The sequence below is a fragment of the Streptomyces sp. NPDC041191 genome, from assembly GCF_055591945.1.
In genome coordinates this window covers 536273-557029 of the sequence record NZ_JBVIZC010000001.1, presented here as the reverse complement: position 1 = coordinate 557029, position 20757 = coordinate 536273, and the positions used below count along the sequence as shown (strand labels likewise).

The 20757-nt window shown below is 72.2% G+C and carries 18 protein-coding genes and 1 tRNA gene; 12 read left to right on the top strand and 7 right to left on the bottom strand.

Annotated elements, in window-relative coordinates:
• Positions 1-35 precede the first annotated feature (35 nt).
• Entirely contained in the window at positions 36-1247 is a 1212-nt protein-coding gene (locus ACZ6AQ_RS02495) for an alpha/beta hydrolase (protein ID WP_468756875.1), read from the bottom strand.
• 92 nt (positions 1248-1339) lie between these two features.
• A complete protein-coding gene (locus tag ACZ6AQ_RS02490; protein ID WP_468756874.1) occupies positions 1340-2002 on the bottom strand; it encodes a TetR/AcrR family transcriptional regulator in 663 nt (220 codons plus the stop codon).
• A 139-nt stretch (positions 2003-2141) separates the two neighbouring features.
• Here ACZ6AQ_RS02490 and ACZ6AQ_RS02485 point away from each other — a divergent pair, with 139 nt between their 5' ends.
• Complete coding sequence (locus ACZ6AQ_RS02485; protein ID WP_468756872.1) at positions 2142-3764, top strand: MFS transporter; 1623 nt, start codon at positions 2142-2144, stop codon at positions 3762-3764.
• Between the two features lie 212 nt (positions 3765-3976).
• On the top strand, positions 3977-4405 hold the full coding sequence (locus ACZ6AQ_RS02480) for a peptidase inhibitor family I36 protein (RefSeq protein ID WP_468756870.1): 429 nt from the start codon (positions 3977-3979) through the stop codon (positions 4403-4405).
• A 138-nt stretch (positions 4406-4543) separates the two neighbouring features.
• Here ACZ6AQ_RS02480 and aceE read toward each other — a convergent pair whose 3' ends face one another.
• On the bottom strand, positions 4544-7276 hold the full coding sequence (gene aceE / locus ACZ6AQ_RS02475; protein ID WP_468756869.1) for a pyruvate dehydrogenase (acetyl-transferring), homodimeric type: 2733 nt from the start codon (positions 7274-7276) through the stop codon (positions 4544-4546).
• A 418-nt stretch (positions 7277-7694) separates the two neighbouring features.
• Between aceE and ACZ6AQ_RS02470 the strand changes: the two genes are divergently transcribed.
• The 6 genes from ACZ6AQ_RS02470 (at position 7695) to ACZ6AQ_RS02445 (ending at position 12113) form a co-directional block, all read left to right on the top strand.
• A complete protein-coding gene (locus tag ACZ6AQ_RS02470) occupies positions 7695-8117 on the top strand; it encodes a DUF3052 domain-containing protein (protein WP_388694541.1) in 423 nt (140 codons plus the stop codon).
• A 144-nt stretch (positions 8118-8261) separates the two neighbouring features.
• Positions 8262-8720: a peroxiredoxin gene (locus ACZ6AQ_RS02465; RefSeq protein WP_468756867.1), complete on the top strand. Its 459-nt coding sequence runs from the start codon at positions 8262-8264 to the stop codon at positions 8718-8720.
• A 137-nt stretch (positions 8721-8857) separates the two neighbouring features.
• Entirely contained in the window at positions 8858-9433 is a 576-nt protein-coding gene (locus ACZ6AQ_RS02460; RefSeq protein ID WP_388694537.1) for a TerD family protein, read from the top strand.
• An 83-nt stretch (positions 9434-9516) separates the two neighbouring features.
• Positions 9517-10092 (top strand): TerD family protein, encoded by a 576-nt coding sequence (locus tag ACZ6AQ_RS02455; protein ID WP_468756866.1) that lies wholly within the window; start codon positions 9517-9519, stop codon positions 10090-10092.
• Positions 10093-10121: 29 nt separating this feature from the next.
• Positions 10122-11270 carry a DUF475 domain-containing protein gene (locus tag ACZ6AQ_RS02450; RefSeq protein WP_468756864.1) on the top strand — a complete coding sequence of 383 codons (1149 nt, stop codon included), beginning with the start codon at positions 10122-10124 and terminating at the stop codon, positions 11268-11270.
• A gap of 105 nt (positions 11271-11375) precedes the next feature.
• The gene (locus ACZ6AQ_RS02445; RefSeq protein WP_468756862.1) at positions 11376-12113 is read left to right on the top strand and encodes a TerD family protein; all 738 of its coding nucleotides are present in this window, start codon (positions 11376-11378) and stop codon (positions 12111-12113) included.
• Positions 12114-12128: 15 nt separating this feature from the next.
• Here the strand turns inward: ACZ6AQ_RS02445 and ACZ6AQ_RS02440 are convergent, their stop codons facing one another.
• Positions 12129-12995: a TerD family protein gene (locus ACZ6AQ_RS02440; protein ID WP_468757069.1), complete on the bottom strand. Its 867-nt coding sequence runs from the start codon at positions 12993-12995 to the stop codon at positions 12129-12131.
• 188 nt (positions 12996-13183) lie between these two features.
• On the opposite strand from ACZ6AQ_RS02440, the gene ACZ6AQ_RS02435 reads away from it, so the two are divergent.
• The 3 genes from ACZ6AQ_RS02435 to ACZ6AQ_RS02425 are packed head-to-tail and all read left to right on the top strand — an operon-like array spanning position 13184 to position 17802.
• On the top strand, positions 13184-14347 hold the full coding sequence (locus ACZ6AQ_RS02435) for an HpcH/HpaI aldolase/citrate lyase family protein (RefSeq protein WP_468756860.1): 1164 nt from the start codon (positions 13184-13186) through the stop codon (positions 14345-14347).
• Between the two features lie 18 nt (positions 14348-14365).
• Positions 14366-16951 carry a phosphoribosyltransferase gene (locus ACZ6AQ_RS02430; RefSeq protein ID WP_468756858.1) on the top strand — a complete coding sequence of 862 codons (2586 nt, stop codon included), beginning with the start codon at positions 14366-14368 and terminating at the stop codon, positions 16949-16951.
• Positions 16948-17802 carry an HAD family hydrolase gene (locus ACZ6AQ_RS02425; RefSeq protein WP_468756857.1) on the top strand — a complete coding sequence of 285 codons (855 nt, stop codon included), beginning with the start codon at positions 16948-16950 and terminating at the stop codon, positions 17800-17802. Before ACZ6AQ_RS02430 ends, ACZ6AQ_RS02425 begins: the two co-directional genes overlap by 4 nt.
• Before the next feature lie 71 nt (positions 17803-17873).
• Here the strand turns inward: ACZ6AQ_RS02425 and ACZ6AQ_RS02420 are convergent, their stop codons facing one another.
• From ACZ6AQ_RS02420 to ACZ6AQ_RS02410, 3 genes are all read right to left on the bottom strand, one after another.
• Positions 17874-18089: an FmdB family zinc ribbon protein gene (locus ACZ6AQ_RS02420; protein WP_388694519.1), complete on the bottom strand. Its 216-nt coding sequence runs from the start codon at positions 18087-18089 to the stop codon at positions 17874-17876.
• A gap of 161 nt (positions 18090-18250) precedes the next feature.
• A complete protein-coding gene (locus ACZ6AQ_RS02415; RefSeq protein WP_468756856.1) occupies positions 18251-19630 on the bottom strand; it encodes a hypothetical protein in 1380 nt (459 codons plus the stop codon).
• Between the two features lie 78 nt (positions 19631-19708).
• Positions 19709-20476 (bottom strand): DUF4097 family beta strand repeat-containing protein, encoded by a 768-nt coding sequence (locus tag ACZ6AQ_RS02410; protein ID WP_468756854.1) that lies wholly within the window; start codon positions 20474-20476, stop codon positions 19709-19711.
• Between the two features lie 177 nt (positions 20477-20653).
• Here ACZ6AQ_RS02410 and ACZ6AQ_RS02405 point away from each other — a divergent pair.
• A tRNA-Val gene (locus ACZ6AQ_RS02405) sits at positions 20654-20728 on the top strand.
• Positions 20729-20757 lie beyond the last annotated feature (29 nt).

Here is a 20757-nt window from a genome sequence, read left to right as displayed (position 1 = left end):
TGTGAAAGGTCCGGACATCACGGGATCTCCGCGCGTCAGGACCCCTCCGTACCGGAAATTCCTTCGCGACAGGGGCTGTCGGCACGGACGCAGACCAGTCGCGGGTAGGCGCCGACGCCCAGCGCGGCGAGGTTGCCGAGGCTCACCGTCCCCGGCTCGAAATAGCCGCTGTGCCCGACGGCCCCGCCCGCCGAGAGCAGCCGCGCGCCGAACCCGGGTTCCACCGGGTCCGCGCCGTGCCCGATCCCGCCCACCTCCACGTGCGGCACGTCCGCTATCCAGTCGTCCGTGTCCCGCATCGCCCATATCCGGGCCGGGGCGGCGAGGTCGGCGGCCCGTTCCACCCGCATCCCGGGGCTTCCGGCCACGGCCACGTCCGTCACCCGGGCGGGCAGCCGGGGCGCGGCGGCCCCGCAGAGCACGGAGCCGTAGCTGTGGCAGAAGAGCGTCACCCGGGCGTCTCCGGGCAGCGCCTCGGTCAGCCCCACGAGCCGCACGGCGCCCGACGCGGCCAGACGGCCGGTCAGCGCGTCGATGCCCATTCCGGAGGGGGCGGTGTAGTCGGCCCAGGCGATCACCGCGACCCGGGCGCCGGGCGCGGTCCGCCGCTCGGCGTCGTAGAGGGCCCGTGCCATGCCGGCCGGGGCCCCGTACCGGCCGTGGGTCTTCTGGAAGGTGAGGAGGTTGGTGTCGACGCCGGGCACGACCACCGAGACGCGCCGGGCCCGCTCCAGGTCCCCGAACACCTCGGCGACCCGGCCCGTGCCCGTCGGGTCGAAGGCGAGGACCTGGCGGTCGGGCCGCAGCAGCGCGGTGAAGCGGTCGATCCGCCGCCGCGCCTCGTGACGGCCCTCGGGGGAGAGGCGGGGGTCGTCGGCCCTGCCGTGCTCGGCGGCGTACGCCCGCGCGAGCGCGATCCGGTTGGCGCGGTAGCGCAGGGCCACGGGTGCGCCGTCGAGGTTGCCGACGACGAGCGGATGCCGCTCGGCGAGCCGGGCCCCGCCCGCCGGGCCGAGCCCGGCGAAGAAAGCGGCGACGGTACGGGCGGGGGCGCCCGGGGCGGGTGGCGGGCGGTGGCCGGTCCGGTCCTGCGTCCAGGCGGCGAGCGCGGCCTCGCGGGGGGTCCCCGGCGCCGGCCGGTGCCGGGGCGCGGTCCACCCGGTGGTCGTCAGGAGCACGAACACGACGAGCAGCGCGAACAGGGCGCGTGCGACGGGAAGGGCGGACGGGACGCCGGCGGGGATCACGGGCCGCCACCCTACGGGGCGGCACACCTCACGGGACGGCCGGGGCGGGTCCGGTACGGGAGGCCGGGACGGTCCGGTACGGGGACGGTCCGTTACGGGGGCGGGGGCTGCGCGCCGGTGCCGCTCCCGTCCCGCCAGCGCGGTGTCAGCGCCGGGCCGAGGTGGTCGAGGTACTCCTCGGTGAGCGCCCGGATGGCCCCCAGGCTCTGGTCCGTCCCCCGGCCCCACATCTGGCCGGTCACCCGCATCACCCCGCTGAACGCCGCCACCACGATGCGGGGGCGGGGGTCCTCGTCCACGTCGACGCCCTCGCGCCCGGCGATGATCCGGGCGATGGTCTCCTCCATCTCGGTGGAGCGGCGCAGATGGACGGCGAGCAGCGCGGGCGTCGACTCGATGAGCCGGAAGGTGCGCAGGTACAACGCGACCGGGACGACCTCGACGATGGCGTCGCCGATGGTGTCCCAGGCGCAGAGGACGGCGTTGCGCATCGCGTCGAGGGGCCCTTCGGCCGGGGGCCGCTGTTCGAGGGCGCGAACGAAACGTTCCTCCACCATCTGCTGGACGGCGAAGGCGACCTCCTCCTTGGAGGAGAAGTAGCGGAAGAAGGTGCGCTGGGAGACCTCGACGGCCTCCGCGATCTCGTCGACCGTGGTCCGCTCGTACCCGTGGGCGGTGAAGAGTTCCAGGGCCACCCGGATCAACGCGTCGCGCGTACGCTGCTTCTTCCGCTCGCGCAGTCCGGGCAGGGTCACCTCGGGGTCCTCTTCTCACACGTGCCACAGGCGTTTTGCAAGCATTTGCTCCAGATCAGAGTACCTGTGAGCTACGTGACAGTTACCGGCGCGTGAATCGCTTTGTCAATTGTCAGCGACTGACATTAGCCTCACTCGTATGACTAGTCAGACCACCGTGAAAAAGGCCCCGCAGGGTCAGGGGGACGCCCCGGGAGCCGTTCCGGCCCCGGCGAATGGACTGCGCGGCCATCCGTGGCTGACCTTGTTCGCCGTCGCCGTGGGCGTGATGATGGTCGCGCTCGACGGCACGATCGTCGCGATCGCCAACCCCGCCATCAAGGAGGACCTCGGCGCCACGCTCGCCCAGGTCCAGTGGATCACCAACGGCTACCTGCTCGCGCTCGCCGTCGCCCTGATCACCGCAGGCAAGCTCGGTGACCGCTTCGGCCACCGGCAGACCTTCCTCATAGGCATCACCGGCTTCGCCGCCGCCTCGGGCGCCATCGGCCTCTCCCACTCCATCGGGGCCGTGATCGCCTTCCGCGTCCTCCAGGGCCTCTTCGGCGCCCTGCTGATGCCGGCCGCGCTCGGCCTGCTGCGCGCCACCTTCCCCGCCGAGAAGCTGAACATGGCCATCGGCATCTGGGGCATGGTCATCGGCGCCTCGACGGCCGGCGGCCCGATCGTCGGCGGTCTGCTCGTCGAGCACGTCAGCTGGCAGTCCGTCTTCTTCATCAACGTGCCGGTCGGCGTCGTCGCGCTCGTCCTCGGCCTGGTGATCCTCAGGGACCACCGCGCGGAGAACGCGCCGCGCTCCTTCGACATCCTCGGCATCGTGCTGCTCTCCGGCGCCATGGCCTCCCTGGTCTGGAGCCTCATCAAGGCCGGCGAGTCCTGGGGCTGGGGCAGCGGCAAGACCTGGGGCGGTCTGATCGGCGCGCTGGTGCTCTTCGCGGTCTTCGCCTTCTGGGAGACCAGGGTCAAGGAGCCGCTGATCCCGCTGGCCATGTTCCGCTCCGTGCCGCTCTCGGCCGGTGTGGTCCTGATGGTCCTCATGGCCTTCGCCTTCATGGGCGGCCTGTTCTTCGTGACCTTCTACCTCCAGGGCGTGAAGGGGCTCAGCCCGGTGGACAGCGGACTGCGCCTGCTGCCGCTGACCGCGATGATGATCGTCTCCTCGCCGCTGGCCGGCGTGCTGATCACCAAGTTCGGTCCGCGCGTGCCGCTCGTCGGCGGCATGGTCTGCACGGCCGTCGCGATGTTCGGCATGATCACGCTCTCCCCCGGCACCGGCCCCCTCGCCATGTCCCTCTGGTTCGCCCTCCTCGGCCTCGGGCTCGCCCCGGTCATGGTCGGCGCCACCGAGGTCATCGTCGGCAACGCGCCGCTGGAGCTCTCCGGCGTGGCCGGCGGTCTGCAGCAGGCCGCCATGCAGGTCGGCGGCGCCCTCGGCACGGCGGTCCTCGGTGCCGTCATGTCCTCCAAGGTCTCCGCCGTCTTCGCGGACAACTGGAAGGCGGCCGGCATCCCGGCCCCGCCCAACCCGGCGCTGGAGCAGGCCGCCGAGTTCGGCATGGTCCCGGTGCAGCTGGCCCGGACGCCGGGGATGACCCCGGACCTCCTCGACCGGATCACCGGCGTCATCCACGACACCTTCCTGGACGGCATGGGCCTGGCCTTCACCGTCGCCGGTGTCGTCGCGGTCGTCGCGGCGCTCGTCGCCACGCTCACCAAGCGCGGTGCGAACGCGGAGGCGGGCATGGGCGGCGCCCACATCTGAGGGCCGCTCTTCACCCTCCGCCGCGCGGCTGCCCCGCCCCCGGGCTGTCCAGCCGCTCCGCTGCTTCGCTTCCTCGCACGGCCCCCTCCGGACCCGGTCCGGAGGGGGCCGTCGCCCGTTCGGGTGAAGAAGCTTTGGCCCCCTTCTCAACGGGTGGTGACGTCCGGCAGAGTTCTGGTGACAGAGAGTAACGAAAACGGGGGTTCAGCGCCATGCGTGACCTGTATACGAAGCGACTTCCGGCGACCGCCGCCCTGGCGGTCCTCCTTCTCGCCGTCCTGCCGGCCGCGGCCACCGCCGGAGCGCCGACCGGACCACCGGCCGGCGGCGGGGGCGCGGTCGCGGCCCCGGGGACGAAGCTCGGCCCCTGCGGCCCCGGCCGGCTCTGCCTCTGGTCCAAGCCCGAGTTCAAGGGCAGGACGCAGAGCCACGAGCTGGCCACGACCGACATCGACAGCTGCGTCGCCCTGCCGGCCGGCACCTCGGCCCAGTCCCTCGCCAACCGCACCGGGAGGCCGGTCACCACCTACCAGTCCGCCGAGTGCGGGGAGACGGGGGAGTTCGAGACCTATCCGGGCAAGGGGACCTGGGTGCCGCAGACGCCGTACGAGGTCAGAGCGTTCAAGATCTGGGAGCGGTAGGGGCGCTCCGGGAAAGACGCGGGTCCCGGGAGCGGTGAGGGCCCCGGGACGCGGCGAGGGGCGGCGGGACCGCCGGTCCCACCACCCCTCGCCTCCCTCACGGGCTGCGGCGCCTCACGGGCCGCGATGCCTCACGGCCTACGCGTCGCCGCCCGCCGCGCCCGGGTCCGCCGCCGCCACGTCGAGCAGCTGGTAGCGGTCCACGGCCTGCTTCAGGGCCGACCGCTCGACCTTGCCCTCGCGGGCCAGCTCGGTCAGCACCGCCAGCACGATCGACTGGGCGTCGATGTGGAAGTGGCGCCGTGCCGCGCCGCGCGTGTCCGCGAAGCCGAAGCCGTCCGCGCCCAGCGAGGTGTACGGCCCCGGCACCCAGCGGGAGATCTGGTCCGGCACCGCGCGCATCCAGTCCGAGACCGCCACGAACGGACCCTCGGCGCCCTGGAGCTTGCGCGTCACGTACGGGACGCGCTGCTCCTCGTCCGGGTGGAGCAGGTTGTGCTCCTCGACGGCCACGGCCTCGCGGCGCAGCTCGGTCCAGGAGGTGGCGGACCAGACGTCGGCCCGCACGTTCCACTCCTCGGCGAGGATGCGCTGCGCCTCGATCGCCCACGGCACACCGACGCCGGAGGCCATGATCTGCGCCGGGATCGTGCCCGCCCCGGCCGGCTTGAAGCGGTGGATGCCCTGGAGGATGCCCTCCACGTCCACGTCCTCCGGCTCGGCCGGGTGCTGGATCGGCTCGTTGTAGACGGTCAGGTAGTAGAAGACGTCCTCGGCCTCGGGCCCGTACATCCGGCGCAGACCGTCCTTGACGATGTGCGCGATCTCGAAGCCGAACGCCGGGTCGTAGGCGACGCAGGCGGGGTTGGTCGAGGCGAGGAGGTGCGAGTGCCCGTCCGCGTGCTGGAGTCCCTCACCGGTCAGCGTCGTGCGGCCGGCGGTCGCGCCCAGCACGAAGCCGCGCGCCAGCTGGTCGGCCATCTGCCAGAACTGGTCGCCGGTCCGCTGGAAACCGAACATCGAGTAGAAGACGTACACCGGGATCAGCGGCTCGCCGTGCGTGGCGTACGCGGAGCCGGCGGCGATCAGCGAGGCCGTGCAGCCGGCCTCGGAGATGCCGTCGTGCAGCATCTGGCCGGTCGGCGACTCCTTGTAGGCGAGGAGGAGCTCGCGGTCCACCGCCTCGTACTGCTGCCCCAGCGGGTTGTAGATCTTGGCGCTCGGGAAGAAGGCGTCCATGCCGAAGGTGCGGTACTCGTCGGGGGCGATCAGCACGAAGCGCTTGCCGATCTCCTTGTCCCGCATGAGGTCCTTCAGGATGCGGACGAACGCCATGGTGGTGGCGATCGACTGCTGGCCCGAGCCCTTCCTGGCCGCCGCGTAGGTCTTGTCGTCCGGGAGGGCCAGCGGCTTCGCCCGCACGACCCGGGTCGGGACGTACCCGCCCAGCGCCTCGCGGCGGTCGTGCATGTACTGGATCTCCTCGGAGTCCCGGCCCGGGTGGTAGTACGGGGGCAGGCCCTCCTCCAGCTGCTTGTCCGTGACCGGGATGTGCAGCCGGTCGCGGAAGCGCTTGAGGTCGTCGACCGTCAGCTTCTTCATCTGGTGGGTCGCGTTGCGGCCCTCGAAGTTCGGGCCGAGCGCCCAGCCCTTGACGGTCTGCGCGAGGATCACGGTCGGCTGGCCGGTGTGGGCCTTCGCCGCCGCGTAGGCCGCGTAGATCTTGCGGTGGTCGTGACCGCCCCGGCCCAGGTGCAGGATCTGCTGGTCGGACATGCCCTCGACCATGGCCCGCAGCCGGTGGTCGCCGCCGAAGAAGTGGTCCCGGATGTAGCCGCCGGTCTCCGTGGCGTACGTCTGGAACTGCCCGTCCGGGGTGGTGTTCAGCTTGTTGACCAGGATGCCGTCCCGGTCCTGCGCGAGCAGCGGGTCCCAGGAACGGTCCCAGATCAGCTTGATGACGTTCCAGCCGTTGCCCCGGAAGATCGACTCCAGTTCCTGGATGATCTTGCCGTTGCCGCGCACCGGGCCGTCGAGCCGCTGGAGGTTGCAGTTGACGACGAAGGTGAGGTTGTCCAGACCCTCGCGGGCGGCGATGGAGAGCTGGCCGAGGGACTCGACCTCGTCCATCTCGCCGTCGCCGAGGAACGCCCAGACGTGCGATTTGGAGGTGTCGGCGATGCCGCGCGCCTCCATGTACCGGTTCATCCGGGCCTGGTAGATCGCGCCGAGCGGGCCGAGGCCCATCGACACGGTCGGGAACTCCCAGAAGTCCGGCATCAGCCGCGGGTGCGGGTAGGAGGAGAGGCCGTTCGGGAACTTCGAGCGCTCCTGGCGGAAGCCGTCGAGCTGGGCGTCGTTCAGCCGGTCGAGCAGGTACGCGCGGGCGTAGATGCCGGGGGAGGCGTGCCCCTGGAAGAAGATCTGGTCGCCGCCGTCGCCCTCGTCCTTGCCGCGGAAGAAGTGGTTGAAGCCGACGTCGTAGAGGGAGGCCGAGGAGGCGAAGGTCGCGATGTGACCGCCGACGCCGATGCCCGGACGCTGGGCGCGCGAGACCATCACGGCCGCGTTCCAGCGGGTGGCGTTGAGGACCTTGCGCTCGATCTCCTCGTTGCCGGGGAAGAAGGGCTCGTCCTTGGTGGCGATGGTGTTGACGTAGTCCGTGCTGCGCATCTCGGGCACGGCCACGCGCTTCTCGCGGGCCCGCTCGATCAGGCGGAGCATGAGGTAGCGGGCCCTCTCCCGGCCCCGCTCGTCGACGGCGGCGTCGAGGGAGTCGAGCCATTCCTGGGTCTCTTCCGGGTCGAAGTCCGGGACCTGGCTGGGAAGGCCGCCAATGATGATCGGGTTGCGATCTGATCCGGGAGCCACGCTCTTCCTTAGCTGTTCGGGGTGCCCACGGGGCCACGGGGTGGTCGGGATCTCCATCGTGTACCCCGCCGGCGCCAGACGTCATCTTTACCGAGAGGTAACCCTCGGGGGCGACCTCCCGCGTGCCTGGTTACGGTCAAATCGCAACCTTACGCCCAACCCGCGCATGCGTTCCGTCCGGGCGTTCGGCAGACTGAGGAGACAGAAGTCCTCGAAAGCAGGACGAATCGCTCACACCCGGTCGCGGAGGAGGACCGGAGGTGCCGGAAGTTGCGGCGAGACGGCCCCAAACGTCACCGTTTCGGCGGTCTCCGGGGCCGGGTACTTGCGCGATCCGCCCCGGCACGTGTGGACTACGGCCAGCGCCGCGCGCATACGCGTGGCCCACAGCATTTTCCGAATGAGCAGGAGGCAAGCCGTGAGCGCGACCGCGGACCACGCGGAGGAGCGGACCAACCCGGCAGCGAGGCTGGGGTTCGAGCCCGGACAGGTGGTCCAGGAGATCGGCTACGACGACGACGTCGCCGAGGATCTCCGTGAAGGCATCGAGTCCATCATCGGGGCCGATCTCGTGGACGAGGAGTACGACGACGTCGCCGACGCCGTCGTGCTGTGGTTCCGCGACGAGGACGGCGATCTCACCGACGCCCTGGTGGACGCCATCGGTCTTCTGGAGGACGGCGGCATGATCTGGCTGCTGACTCCGAAGACCGGCCGCGACGGCTACATCGAGCCGAGCGACATCAACGATGCCGCGCAGACCGCTGGTCTCTCCCAGACCAAGAGCATCAGCCTGGCAAAGGACTGGACGGGCACCCGTCTGGCCACCCCCAAGCGCTGATCACCGCACTGCGACGAGCCCCCGCCGGACCCGGTCCGGCGGGGGCTTTTCGCCCGCGGGCGTAGGGTGGGGTCCACCGTTTCGGCCCACGCCCCGGTTCCGTCGACCGGGGGACCGGGCCCCGTCGAGAGGGACGCGCGCGCGATGGCGATCGAGGTCGGCACCGAGGCTCCGGATTTCGAGCTCAAGGACAACCACGGGCGCACCGTCCGGCTCGCCGCCTTCCGCGGCGAGAAGAACGTGCTGCTGTTCTTCTACCCCTTCGCCTTCACCGGCGTCTGCACCGGCGAGCTGCGCGAGCTGCGCGACGACCTGCCGGCCTTCGTCAACGACGACACCCAGCTCCTCGCCGTCTCCAACGACTCGATCCACACCCTGCGCGTCTTCGGCGAGCAGGAGGGGCTGGACTTCCCGCTGCTCTCCGACTTCTGGAAGCACGGCGAGGTGTCCCGCGCCTACGGCGTCTTCGACGAGGAGAAGGGCTGCGCGGTGCGCGGCACCTTCGTCATCGACAAGGCGGGCGTCGTCCGCTGGAGCGTCGTCAACGCCCTGCCGGACGCCCGGAACACCGACGCGTACCGGAAGGCGCTCGCCGCCCTCTGAGCCGCCCGGGACCGACACCCCCGTGTTCGACGGCGAATCGGCTGTTTCGAGCGGGAACCCGTCACTAGGATCGATTCGTTGATCCGATGCCAACGCACGACTGGGGGCGCTGCCCCTGGAAACCTATGGAGGGACTCGTGGGAGTCAGCCTCAGCAAGGGCGGCAACGTCTCGCTGACCAAGGAGGCCCCTGGCCTCACCGCCGTGACCGTCGGTCTGGGCTGGGACGTCCGCACCACCACCGGTACGGACTTCGACCTCGACGCCAGCGCCATCCTGGTGAGCGAGGAGGGCAAGGTCCGCAACGACCAGGACTTCGTCTTCTTCAACAACCTGAAGAGCGCCGACGGCTCGGTCGAGCACACCGGTGACAACCTCACCGGTGAGGGCGAGGGCGACGACGAGCAGGTCAAGGTCGACCTGGCCGCCGTTCCGGCCGACGTGGCCAAGATCGTCTTCCCGGTCTCGATCTACGACGCCGAGAACCGCCAGCAGTCCTTCGGCCAGGTCCGCAACGCGTTCATCCGCGTCGTGAACCAGGCCGGCGGCGCCGAGATCGCCCGGTACGACCTCTCCGAGGACGCCTCGACGGAGACCGCCATGGTCTTCGGCGAGCTGTACCGCCACGGCGCCGAGTGGAAGTTCCGCGCCGTCGGCCAGGGCTACGCCTCGGGCCTGCGCGGCATCGCGCAGGACTTCGGCGTCAACGTCTGAGCCGAACCGTTCGAACCGTCCGGCGCCGCACTCGGAAGTGCGGCGCCGGACGCGCCTCATCACCACCGGGGAGGAACAGAACCATGGGCGTCACGCTCGCCAAGGGAGGCAACGTCTCCCTCTCCAAGGCCGCACCCAACCTCACCCAGGTCCTCGTCGGACTCGGCTGGGACGCGCGCTCCACCACCGGAGCCCCCTTCGACCTCGATGCCAGCGCCCTGCTCTGCCAGGCCGGCCGGGTGCTCGGGGACGAGTACTTCGTCTTCTACAACCAGCTCAGCAGCCCCGAGGGCTCGGTCGAGCACACCGGCGACAACCTCACCGGCGAAGGCGACGGGGACGACGAGTCCCTCGTCGTGGACCTCACCCGGGTGCCGGCCCACTGCGACAAGATCGTCTTCCCGGTCTCGATCCACGACGCCGACAACAGGGGCCAGAGCTTCGGCCAGGTCAGCAACGCCTTCATCCGCGTCGTGAACCAGACGGACGGCCAGGAACTCGCCCGCTACGACCTCTCCGAGGACGCCTCCACCGAGACCGCGATGATCTTCGGCGAGCTCTACCGCTACAACGGCGAATGGAAGTTCCGGGCGGTGGGACAGGGGTACGCGTCCGGCCTGCGCGGCATCGCTCTAGACTTCGGGGTCAACGTTTCGTAAAGCCATGTAATTTCACGATGGGGTAGACAGTGGTTCTGAAAACCTTCGGCTGGTCGTTCGCGATCACTGCGCTCGGCCTGGTCGTGGCAGTGCTCTACGGGGGGTGGAAAGCGTTCGGGATCGTCGCGATCCTGTGCATCCTCGAGATCTCGCTCTCCTTCGACAACGCGGTGGTCAACGCCGGAATCCTGAAGAAGATGAATGCCTTCTGGCAGAAGATCTTCCTCACGGTCGGCGTGCTGATCGCCGTCTTCGGCATGCGGCTCGTCTTCCCCGTCGTGATCGTCGCCATCAGCGCGAAGATCGGGCCGATCGAGGCGGTCGACCTGGCGCTCAACCAGCCGAACAGGTACGAGGAGCTGGTGACCGACGCGCATCCGTCGATCGCCGCCTTCGGTGGCATGTTCCTGCTGATGATCTTCCTGGACTTCATCTTCGAGGACCGCGACATCAAGTGGCTCGCCTGGATCGAGCGCCCGCTGGCCAAGCTCGGCAAGGTCGACATGCTGTCGGTCTGCATCGCGCTGATCGTCCTGCTCGTCACCGCGATGACCTTCGCGACCCAGGCCCACCAGCACGGCGGCGCGCACGCCGACAAGGCGCAGACGGTCCTGATCTCCGGCATCGCCGGCCTCATCACCTACCTCGTCGTCGGCGGTCTCTCCGGCTTCTTCGAGAACAAGCTGGAAGAGGAGGAGGAGCGCGAGCACGAGGCCGAGGAAGAGGCCCGGCGCAGCGGCAAGAAGGTCTCCGCGGTCCAGCTGGCCGGCAAGGCCGCCTTCTTCATGTTCCTCTACCTGGAGGTCCTCGACGCCTCCTTCTCCTTCGACGGCGTCATCGGCGCCTTCGCCATCACCAACGACATCGTCCTGATGGCGCTCGGCCTCGGCGTCGGCGCCATGTACGTGCGTTCGCTGACGGTCTACCTGGTCAAGCAGGGCACCCTCGACGACTACGTCTACCTGGAGCACGGCGCGCACTACGCGATCGGCGCCCTCGCCGTGCTCCTCCTGGTCACCATCCGGTACGAGATCAACGAGGTCGTCACCGGCCTGATCGGCGTCGTCCTGATCGCCTGGTCCTTCTGGTCCTCCGTCCGCCGCAACAAGGCGCTCGCGGAGGCCGGGGGCGGCTCCGGCTCCCCGGGCGACAAGACGGAGGTGACCTCCGGGGTGTGACACCCCCGGCGGTGAGGAACGCTTCACTGCGGGGCGGCCGGAGCACCCGGCCGCCCCGCGGGCATGTGCGCGGTGCGGACGACGACCAGTGGGGGTGGAGGCGACATGGCCTTCTGGGACAACCTGTTCGCGGGGAGGACGGCCCAGTTCGACTCGGGCAACTCCGCGTCGAACGCGATCGACCTGACGAAACGGCGCCCGTCCGTCTCGCTCACCAAGCAGGGCGCCACCTCCGGCAACCTCCGGGTGAACCTCTCCTGGCGGATGCGGAGCTCCGACCTGGAGGGCCGTTCCCGCCAGGGCAGGCAACTGCTGCGGCACCCCTCCCAGCTCTTCAAGCCCGAGGTCGTCCAGGCCCACACCCAGGGCATGGTCAACGTCGACCTCGACCTGGGGTGCCTCTACGAGCTGACGGACGGCAGCAAGGGCGTGGTGCAGCCGCTGGGCAACTTCTTCGGCGACCTGAACGCGGCCCCGTACGTGAAACTGAGCGGGGACGACCGCTTCGGCGGCTCCTCCGGCGAGACGATCTTCGTCAACCTGGACCACAAGGACGAGTTCAAGCGGCTGCTGTTCTTCGTCTACATCTACGACCAGACGCCGGCCTTCGACCGCACCCACGCCACGGTCACGCTCTACCCGAGCAACGGCCCCCGGATCGAGATCGAACTCGACGAGCGCGCCCCGCAGGCCCGCTCCTGCGCGGTCTTCTCCGTGGAGAACGCCAAGGGCGAGCTGACGGTGCGGCGCGAGGTGCGGTTCGTGTACGGCTTCCAGGCGGAGCTGGACCGGCTGTACGGCTGGGGCCTCCAGTGGGGCCGGGGCTACAAGACCAAGGCGTGAGCGCGGCCCGAGGGCTCAGGACCGCACGAACTGGGGGCCCATCGGCGGCATCCGGAACCCCGGGGACGGGTCCCGGTCGGGGACGCCCACCGGCTGCGGATAGCCGTACGCGGGGGCCGGCGAGGCCACGGGCTGCTGCGGGTAGCCGTAGGAGGGCGCCCGGTCCGGCCGCGGCGGCACCGCGGGAAGCGGCGGCACGGGGGCGTGGACCACGGTCGCCTCGAGGTCGGGGGAGCCGGTGGCGGGCGCGCCGTGGGCCGGGGAGCCGGTGGCGGGGGAGTCGGGACCCGGGGCGCCGGGCAGGCCGTCCTGGACCCCTTCCTGGGCGTCCTCGTCGACCGAGATGCCGAAGTCGGTGGCGAGGCCGACGAGCCCCGTCGGATAGCCCTGCCCCACCGCGCGGAACTTCCAGCCGTCCCCGCGCCGGTACAGCTCGCCGCAGATGACGGCCGTCTCCTCGCCGGTCTCGGCCGTCACCTCGAACAGGGCCAGCGGCTCGTCCCCGGCCCCGGCGGACGCGTCGTACAGCAGGATCCGCAGGTCGGAGACGGAGCGGAAGGTGCCGCCGTCGGAGGAGGCCGCGAGCACCACCCGGTCGACGGAGGCGTCCAGGCCACCGAGGTCGGCCTCCACGGTGTCCGTCAGCCCGGCGGCGTCCCGCTTCTTCGGCAGCCGCCGCACGCACCCCGAGGGGTGGCGCGGCTGGTTGTAGAAGACGAAGTCCTCGTCGGACCGCACGCGTCCGGACGGCCCGAGCAGCAGGGCCGAGGCGTCCACGTCGGGGACCCCGGGGCCCGGGGTCCAGCGGAGCACGGCCCGTACGGCCGCGGTGTCGAGAGGGACGTTGGAGCCCTTCAGCATCGCGTGCGTCATGACCGCAATCCTGCCCTCCCGGCCGTCCCGCGGACAACGCGGGGGGCGGCACCGATGCCGGACCGGGACGACGGACGCCGGCGGGTCACCCGGATTTCACATCGCGCGGGAACTGAGGACACCCCCGCCTACGTACTATTACCGGCCACGTGTCATCGGGGCACAGACGGGACATCGAGAGGCAGACGGTTACCCATATGCGTCATTTCGGGCACATTCCGTCCGCGAAGCGAGCCGGGCTGTTCCACCGGGAACCGGCCGAGTTCACGGCCGACTCGCCCGCGCGCACGCTCGCCGTGGCCCTGGGCGCCACGCTCTACAGCCCGGCCACCCGGCCCCGGCTCGCCGACGCCGTGCGCAAACAGGCCGCCCGGGGAGTGGTCTCCATGGTGCTCTGCCTGGAGGATTCCATCGGCGACGCCGACGTGGAGGCCGGTGAGGACAACCTCGTCCGGGAGTTCGCGGACCTCGCCGCCGGCGGGACGGACGTGCCCCTGCTCTTCATCCGGGTCCGTGAGCCCGGCCAGATCACCGATCTCGCCGACCGCCTCGGAAAAACGATTCACCTGCTGTCCGGATTCGTACTGCCCAAATTCACCGAGAGCCGTGGACGCGCCTTCCTCGACGCGCTGGCCGAGGCCGGGCGCACCACCGGCAGGCGCCTCTTCGCCATGCCCGTCCTGGAGTCCCCCGAACTCCTCCACCTGGAGACCAGGGTCGAGACCCTCACCGGAATCGCCTCGATCGCCCGGGAGTACCGCGACCACGTCCTCGCCCTGCGCCTGGGCGTCACCGACTTCTGCTCCGCCTACGGCCTCCGCCGCTCGCCCGAGATGACCGCGTACGACGTCAAGGTCGTCGCCCACGTCATCTCCGACGTCGTCAACGTCCTCGGCCGCGCCGACGGCACCGGCTTCACCATCACCGGACCCGTCTGGGAGTACTTCAGGCCCGGCGAGCGCATGTTCAAGCCCCAGCTGCGCCGCAGCCCCTTCCTGGAGGGGCGCGCCGAGGACCTGCGCACGGCGCTCATCGAGCACGACCTCGACGGCCTGCTGCGCGAGATCGAACTCGACCGGGCCAACGGCCTGCTCGGCAAGACCTGCATCCACCCCACCCACGTGGTGCCGGTGCACGCGCTCTCCGTGGTCAGCCACGAGGAGTGGAGCGACGCCCAGGACATCCTGCGACCCGAACGGGACGGCGGCGGAGTGCTCCGCTCCGCGTACACGAACAAGATGAACGAAGTGAAGCCGCACCGCGCGTGGGCCGAACGCATCCTCCTGCGCGCCGAGGTCTTCGGCGTCGCCAGGGAGGACGTCGGCTTCGTGGAGCTGCTCACCGCCGGACTCGCCGGCTGACGAAGGGACGGAGACGACGTGGTGTGGACCGGAACGTGGGTCGCGGAGCGACTGGGCGTCGAACTGACCGGCGGCGAGGAGCTGCGGACCCTGCTGGGCCTCGCACTGCGCCGCAACCCCCGGCGCGCGCACCTGCTCGTCTCCGGCGTGCTCGGCAAGCACGTGCCGCAGCGCCCCTCGGTCGTGTACGGCGCCGGCCTCGACCTCGGCCGGCGCGTCCGCGCGCTCCTCGGCGACGAGGAGGCCGCACGCGCGGTCGTCCTCGGATACGCGGAGACCGCCACCGCCCTGGGCCACGCCGTCGCCGACGGCCTCGGCACCGCCCCGTACCTCCACTCCACCCGGCGCCCGGTCCCCGGCGTCGCCCGCGCGGGCGGCTTCGAGGAGTCCCACTCCCACGCCACCTCGCACCTGCTGCTGCCCGAGGACCCGAAGCTGCTGGCCGGTGACGGCCCGCTGGTCCTCGTGGACGACGAGTTCTCCACCGGCAACACCGTCCTCAACACCATCAGGGCCCTGCACGGGAGCCACCCGCGCGAGCGGTACGTCGTCGTCGCCCTCGTGGACATGCGCTCGGCCGACGACCTCGGCCGTCTGGACGCCTTCGCGGAGGAGGTCGGCGCCCGCGTCGACCTGATCACCCGCGCGACCGGCACGGTACGCCTCCCGGAGGGGGTCCTGGAACGGGGCCGCGCGCTGGTCGAGGAGTACGAGGCGGCGCACGCGCCCGCCCCCGCGCCCCCGGCACCCGGCCGGGCCCCCGTACGGATCGACCTCGGCTGGCCCCGGGGGCTGCCCGACGGCGGACGGCACGGGTTCACCCCCGCGCACCGGGAACTCCTGGAGGCGGCCCTGCCGTCCCTGGCGGACCGCGTGGGGAAGGCGCTGGGAGCGCCGGGGGCCCCGGAGGGCCGGGAGGCCCCGGCGACCGGGACGGACCGGGCCCTCCCGGAAGCCACGGGAGCCGCGGAAGCCGCGGAAGCCGCAGGAGCCGCAGGAGCCGCGGGAGTCGCGGGAGCCGCGGTCACCCCCGCCGCCCCCCGCCGCGTCCTCGTGCTCGGCTTCGAGGAGCTGATGTACGCGCCGCTGCGCCTCGGCACCGCCCTGGAGGAGGCCGGACACGACGTCCGCTGCTCCACCACCACCCGCTCGCCCGTCCTCGCCGTCGACGACCCCGGCTACGCGATACGCACCCGGCTCGTCTTCCCCGCCCACGACGACCCGGCCGACGGCCCCGGCGAGCGCTACGCCTACAACGTGGCCGGCGCGGGCTTCGACGCCGTCGTCCTCGTGATCGACTCCGCCGCCGACACCCCGGCCCTGCACGCTCCGGACGGCCTCCTCGCCCAGCTCGCGGCGCACGTCCCGCACGTGTTCCTCGCGGTCGTGCCCTCGTACGTGCCCGGAACCGCCGCGACCGCCGGCGCCCCCCGAACCCCCGAAGCTCCCGAAAGGAGCTCCATGCTGCCCGAGCCCCTCCGCGGCCCCGCCTTCTCCTCGTACGCGCCCGACGAGGTCGGCTGGCTGCTCCAGGACCTCTCGGACGTCGAGCTGGAGGCCCCCACCGAGGAACGCGAGGAGGCCGTCCAGCGCGGCGGCGCCCACTACGCCGAGTCGCTGCCCGTCGAGTACCAGCCCAGCGAGGAGTACCAGGCGCTCTTCCACTCCGCCCTGGAGGCGTCCGCCGCCCGGATCGCCCGCGCGGTCGGCACGGTCACCGAGACCGTCCTCGCCGAACGGACCGGCCGCCCCGTCCTCGTCTCCCTCGCCCGCGCCGGCACCCCCGTCGGCATCCTCATGCGCCGCTGGGCACGGACCCGCCACCGCCTCGACCTCCCGCACTACGCCGTGTCGATCGTGCGCGGCCGGGGCATCGACGCCAACGCGCTGCGCTGGCTCGCCGCCCACCACGACCCCGCCGACGTGGTCTTCGTGGACGGCTGGACCGGCAAGGGCGCCATCTCCCGCGAACTCGCCGAAGCCCTCAAGGACTTCGACGGGTTCGACCCCGACATCGCGGTCCTGGCCGACCCCGGCTCCTGCGTCCGCACCTACGGCACGCGTGAGGACTTCCTCGTCCCCTCCGCCTGCCTCAACTCCACGGTCTCCGGCCTGGTGTCCCGCACCGTGCTCCGCTCCGACCTGGTCGGGCCGGACGACTTCCACGGCGCCAAGTTCTACCGCGACCTGGCGGACTCCGACGTCTCCGGCGCCTTCCTCGACGCCGTCACCGCCCGCTTCGCCGAGGTCGCCGCGGCCGTCGACACGGACGTCGAGGAACTCCTCGCCGCCGACCGCACCCCCACCTGGGAGGGCTGGGCGGCCGTGGAGCGGATCAGCGAGGAGTACGGCATCCACGACGTCAACCTGGTCAAGCCGGGCGTCGGCGAGACCACCCGCGTCCTGCTCCGCCGCGTCCCCTGGAAGATCCTCGCCGCACGGGGCGCCGGCGCCGACCTCGCGCACGTACGGCTGCTCGCGGAACAGCGCGGCGTACCGGTCGAGGAGGTCGACGGCCTCCCGTACAGCTGCGTGGGCCTGATCCACCCCCGGTACACCAGGGGAGCGACGGGCGCCGACGGCAAGGCGGTGGCGACCCGGTGAACACGACGACGAACCCGGCCGCTCCCCGGACCCCGGACCCGGCGTCCGTACTGGTCGCCAGCGACCTCGACCGCACCCTCATCTACTCGGCCGCCGCCCTCGCCCTCACCGCCCCGGACGCGCTCGCGCCCCGGCTGCTCTGCGTCGAGGTCCACGAGTCCAGGCCGCTCTCCTACATGACCGAGGACGCGGCCGGCCTCCTCGCCCGGCTGGCCGACGAGACCCTCTTCGTCCCCACCACCACGCGGACGCGCAAGCAGTACCAGCGCATCCGGCTCCCGGGCACCGCGTCGAAGTACGCGATCTGCGCCAACGGCGGTCACATCCTCGTGGACGGCGTCACCGACCGCGACTGGCACGCCTCCGTCCTCGACCGGCTCGCCGACGAGTGCGCGCCGCTCGCCGAGATCCGCGCCTACCTCACCGCCACCACGGACCGGTCCTGGGTGCGCAAGCACCGGGTGGCCGAGGACCTCTTCGCCTACCTGGTCGTCGAACGGGACCTGCTCCCCGAGGAGTGGCTGGGACTCTTCGGCCACTGGGCGGGGGAGCGCGGCTGGACCGTCTCGCTCCAGGGCCGCAAGGTGTACGCGGTGCCGAAGCCGCTCACCAAGAGCGCGGCCGTCCGCGAACTCGCCCGCCGCACCGGCGCCGCGCTCACCCTGGCCGCCGGGGACTCCCTCCTCGACGCCGACCTGCTGCTCGCCGCGGACCGGGCCTGGCGGCCCGGCCACGGCGAACTGGCCGACAGCGGCTGGACCGCCCCCCACCTCGACGTCCTCGCGGAACGCGGGGTCGCGGCGGGGGAGGAGATCCTGCGCCGCTTCCGGGCGGCGGCGGCGGCCGGATAGGACGCGTGCCGGAAGTCCCGCCCGGCGGAGCCCGGCATGCACGTCCCGGCCCGTCCCGGCCCGTCCCGGGGTCAGCCGCAGCAGCCCCCGCCGCAGCAACCGCCGCCACCGCCCTGCGCGGGGGCGGCGGCGCCGCTTCCGCTTCCGCCGACGGCCACGGCCGACAGCAGCTTCACGGTGTCGTCGTGCCCGGCGGGACAGGCCGCCGGGGCGGAGGACTCGGCCATGGGCCGACTGAGCTCGAAGGTGTCGCCGCAGGTGCGGCAGCGGTATTCGTAACGAGGCATGGGGACAGATTAGGCGGTGTCCCGCCCTCGGGGGCGCCCCGCCGACCGGCCCGGAGGGAAGGGAGCGACCGGGTCGAAGGATCCGGCGGGCACGCCGGGGCGACGGGCGCCGGTGAGGCCCGTGGGGCGGCGGAAGCGACGGTCCGGCGGGCCCGCCGGGATCAGTGCCCGGTTCCCGTCCCCGTCCCCACCCCGGCTCCCCGCTCCTCCCGGATCTGCCCGACGACCCGGGCGACGGTGGCGCGCACGGCCTCCAGCTCGGTCAGGAAGTGCCAGTAGTCGGGGTGGCGCTCCTCCAGCGTCCCGACGGCGCGGTCGATCCGCGCGACGGCCTCGTCGAGGGGCCGGGCGTGGCGCGGGTCGGGGGTGGTCCGCCCGTCCATCGCGAGCCGCTGGGCGTCCCGTACGGCGAACCTGGCGCGGTCGGTCTCGGCCTCCGGGTCCTTCGCGACGGCGTCCAGGCGGCGCAGCCGGTCACCGGCGGCCGAGACGGCCTCGTCGGTGGAGTCGAGGAGGGCCCGGACGGTGGAGAGCAGCGAGGTCGCGTCGGGCCAGCGCTGCTCGGCCCGCGCCCGTCCGGCCTCGGCGAGCCGCTCCTCCGCCCGGTGGAGCGTGTCGGCGGCCTGCCCGGGCACGTGCTGGAGATCCTGCCAGCAGGCGGCGGAGAACCGCCGCCGCAGCTCGGAGAGGACGGGCTCGACCCCTCCGGCGCGGGTGGTCAGCGCCTCGGCACGGGTACGCAGCGAGACGAGGCGCCGGTCGATCTCGGCGGCGCGTCCGGGCAGCCGTTCCGCCTCGGTCCGTATGGCCTCGGCGTCCCGCAGCACCCGGTCGGCGCGCTGCAGGGTCTCGGGGACGCCGTGCCGGCCCGCGCCCTCGTTGAGCCGGGTCAGCTCGGGGCCGAGCCGCGCGAGCCGCAGCGCGAGGTCGTCGGCGCGCAGCCCGCCCTCCCGTACCGAGTCGAGCGCGTCGCTCGCGCCCCGCAGGGACTGCCGGGCGCGCTCGACGGCGGGCGCGAGGCGGGCGAGCTGGGTCTCGGCGCGGCCGAGGAGCGGGGCGAGACCGGCCTCGAACCGGTCCAGTTCGCCCTTCACGCGGTCCAGCTCGTCCTTGGCCCGGGTGAGTTCGGCGCGGGCCCGGGCGGCGGTCGCCCCGTCCAGCTCGTCGCGGTCGAGGTCGTGGGCGTCGACGGCGGTGATGTACGCGTGGCTGACCTCGTCGATGCGTCGCCCCAGCGCCTCGAAGCCCTCGACGGCGCGGAGCGCCTCGGGGGAGCCGTCGACGGCCGTGATGGTCTCGACGGAGATCCGCAGCCCGCGCTGGGCGGTGTCCAGCTCGTAGAACGCGGCCGCGGCGGCGTCCTTCGCGGCCTGCGCCCCGGCCCGCTGCCCCTCCCCGCGCCCCCCGAACCACCGCCGGGTCCCCCCACCGGCGAATGCCTGCGGCAGCAGCGCCACCGCCACCAGCGACAGCGCGAACGCCGGCCGGAACGCGGAGGAAACCCTGGGCGCCGACGCGCTCCTCGTATCGCTCGCCGCCACGTACCTCTCCCGTGCTGTGTCCGCCGTGCCCGGTCCGGGTCCATTCTCCCACCCGGTGAGGACGCGCACACGGGCCGGTCAGTTCGCCGTGCGGACCGTGATGTCGCCGTTGCCGCCGCGGACGTTCAGGGCGTGCTCGCTGCCGTCGCGGCGGGGCACGTCGAGGCGGACCCGGCCGTTGTCGCTGGTCCCGGTCACCGCGTACTCGGCCTTCGGCACCTCCAGGGTGACTCCGCCGTTGTCGGTGACCACGTCGACCCTGCGGGGTACGGCTCCGAGGGTGATCCGGACGTCCCCGTTGTCGGACCGGGCGGTGACGTCCCGCGAGGTGGTGCCGGCGTCGACGACCACGCGGCCGTTCCCGCTGCCGAGGTCGAGCGCCCCGCCGGCCTTCCGCACCCGGACGTCGCCGTTGTCGGACCGCACCTTCAGGGGCGTGGCGAGCCCCTCGGCGGTCACGCTCCCGTTGTCGCTCTCGACGGTGACGGCGACGTTCCGGGGCACCTGGACGCGGTGCACGGCGCCGCAGCGGGAGGCGACCGCCCCGCACTCGACCCGCAGCGTCAGCCGCCCGCCCTCCAGCTTCCAGGTCGCCTCGGGCCCCGACCCCATGAACACCCAGCCGTCGACCTGCCGCTCGACGCGCACACCGTCGACGTCGGCGGGCGTCACCTCCAGGCGCGAGTCGTCCGAGTCGACGGTGAGCGCCGTCCCGGCGAAGGCGAAGTCCTTCCTCTCCACCGGCGCCCCCTCGGCGTCGGCGCTCCCGCACCCGCCGAGCACGAGCACGGCGGCCAGCACCCCACCGGAGGCGAACAGCACACGGAACGGACGACCTGCGACCATGACGACCTCATCCTCAGAGGAACACGACGATCCCCCGACGGTACGGACCGGACACCCCGCGTCACGATCCGGCGACCCACCGTCTCCGGGGTGGGGACAACCCCCGCTCCCCGCTCCGCCGGACTCACGGGTTTGCGGCACCCGCCCACGGGCCATGTAGGCTGTTGCTTCTTCCACGGGTGCGTAGCTCAGGGGTAGAGCGCTGCTCTTACAAAGCAGATGTCGGCGGTTCGAAACCGTCCGCGCCCACCAGTACGAAGGCCCCTCGCTGATCATGGCGA

What these genes read in the sequence shown, in the direction of transcription:
- ACZ6AQ_RS02465 (WP_468756867.1), top strand. Translation starts at nt 8,262, where the DNA reads ATGGCGATCGAGGTCGGCACCGAGGCTCCGGATTTCGAGCTCAAGGAC.
- ACZ6AQ_RS02420 (WP_388694519.1), bottom strand. Translation starts at nt 18,089, where the DNA reads ATGCCTCGTTACGAATACCGCTGCCGCACCTGCGGCGACACCTTCGAG.
- ACZ6AQ_RS02445 (WP_468756862.1), top strand. Translation starts at nt 11,376, where the DNA reads ATGGCCTTCTGGGACAACCTGTTCGCGGGGAGGACGGCCCAGTTCGAC.
- ACZ6AQ_RS02410 (WP_468756854.1), bottom strand. Translation starts at nt 20,476, where the DNA reads ATGGTCGCAGGTCGTCCGTTCCGTGTGCTGTTCGCCTCCGGTGGGGTG.
- ACZ6AQ_RS02485 (WP_468756872.1), top strand. Translation starts at nt 2,142, where the DNA reads ATGACTAGTCAGACCACCGTGAAAAAGGCCCCGCAGGGTCAGGGGGAC.
- ACZ6AQ_RS02435 (WP_468756860.1), top strand. Translation starts at nt 13,184, where the DNA reads ATGCGTCATTTCGGGCACATTCCGTCCGCGAAGCGAGCCGGGCTGTTC.
- ACZ6AQ_RS02480 (WP_468756870.1), top strand. Translation starts at nt 3,977, where the DNA reads ATGCGTGACCTGTATACGAAGCGACTTCCGGCGACCGCCGCCCTGGCG.
- ACZ6AQ_RS02455 (WP_468756866.1), top strand. Translation starts at nt 9,517, where the DNA reads ATGGGCGTCACGCTCGCCAAGGGAGGCAACGTCTCCCTCTCCAAGGCC.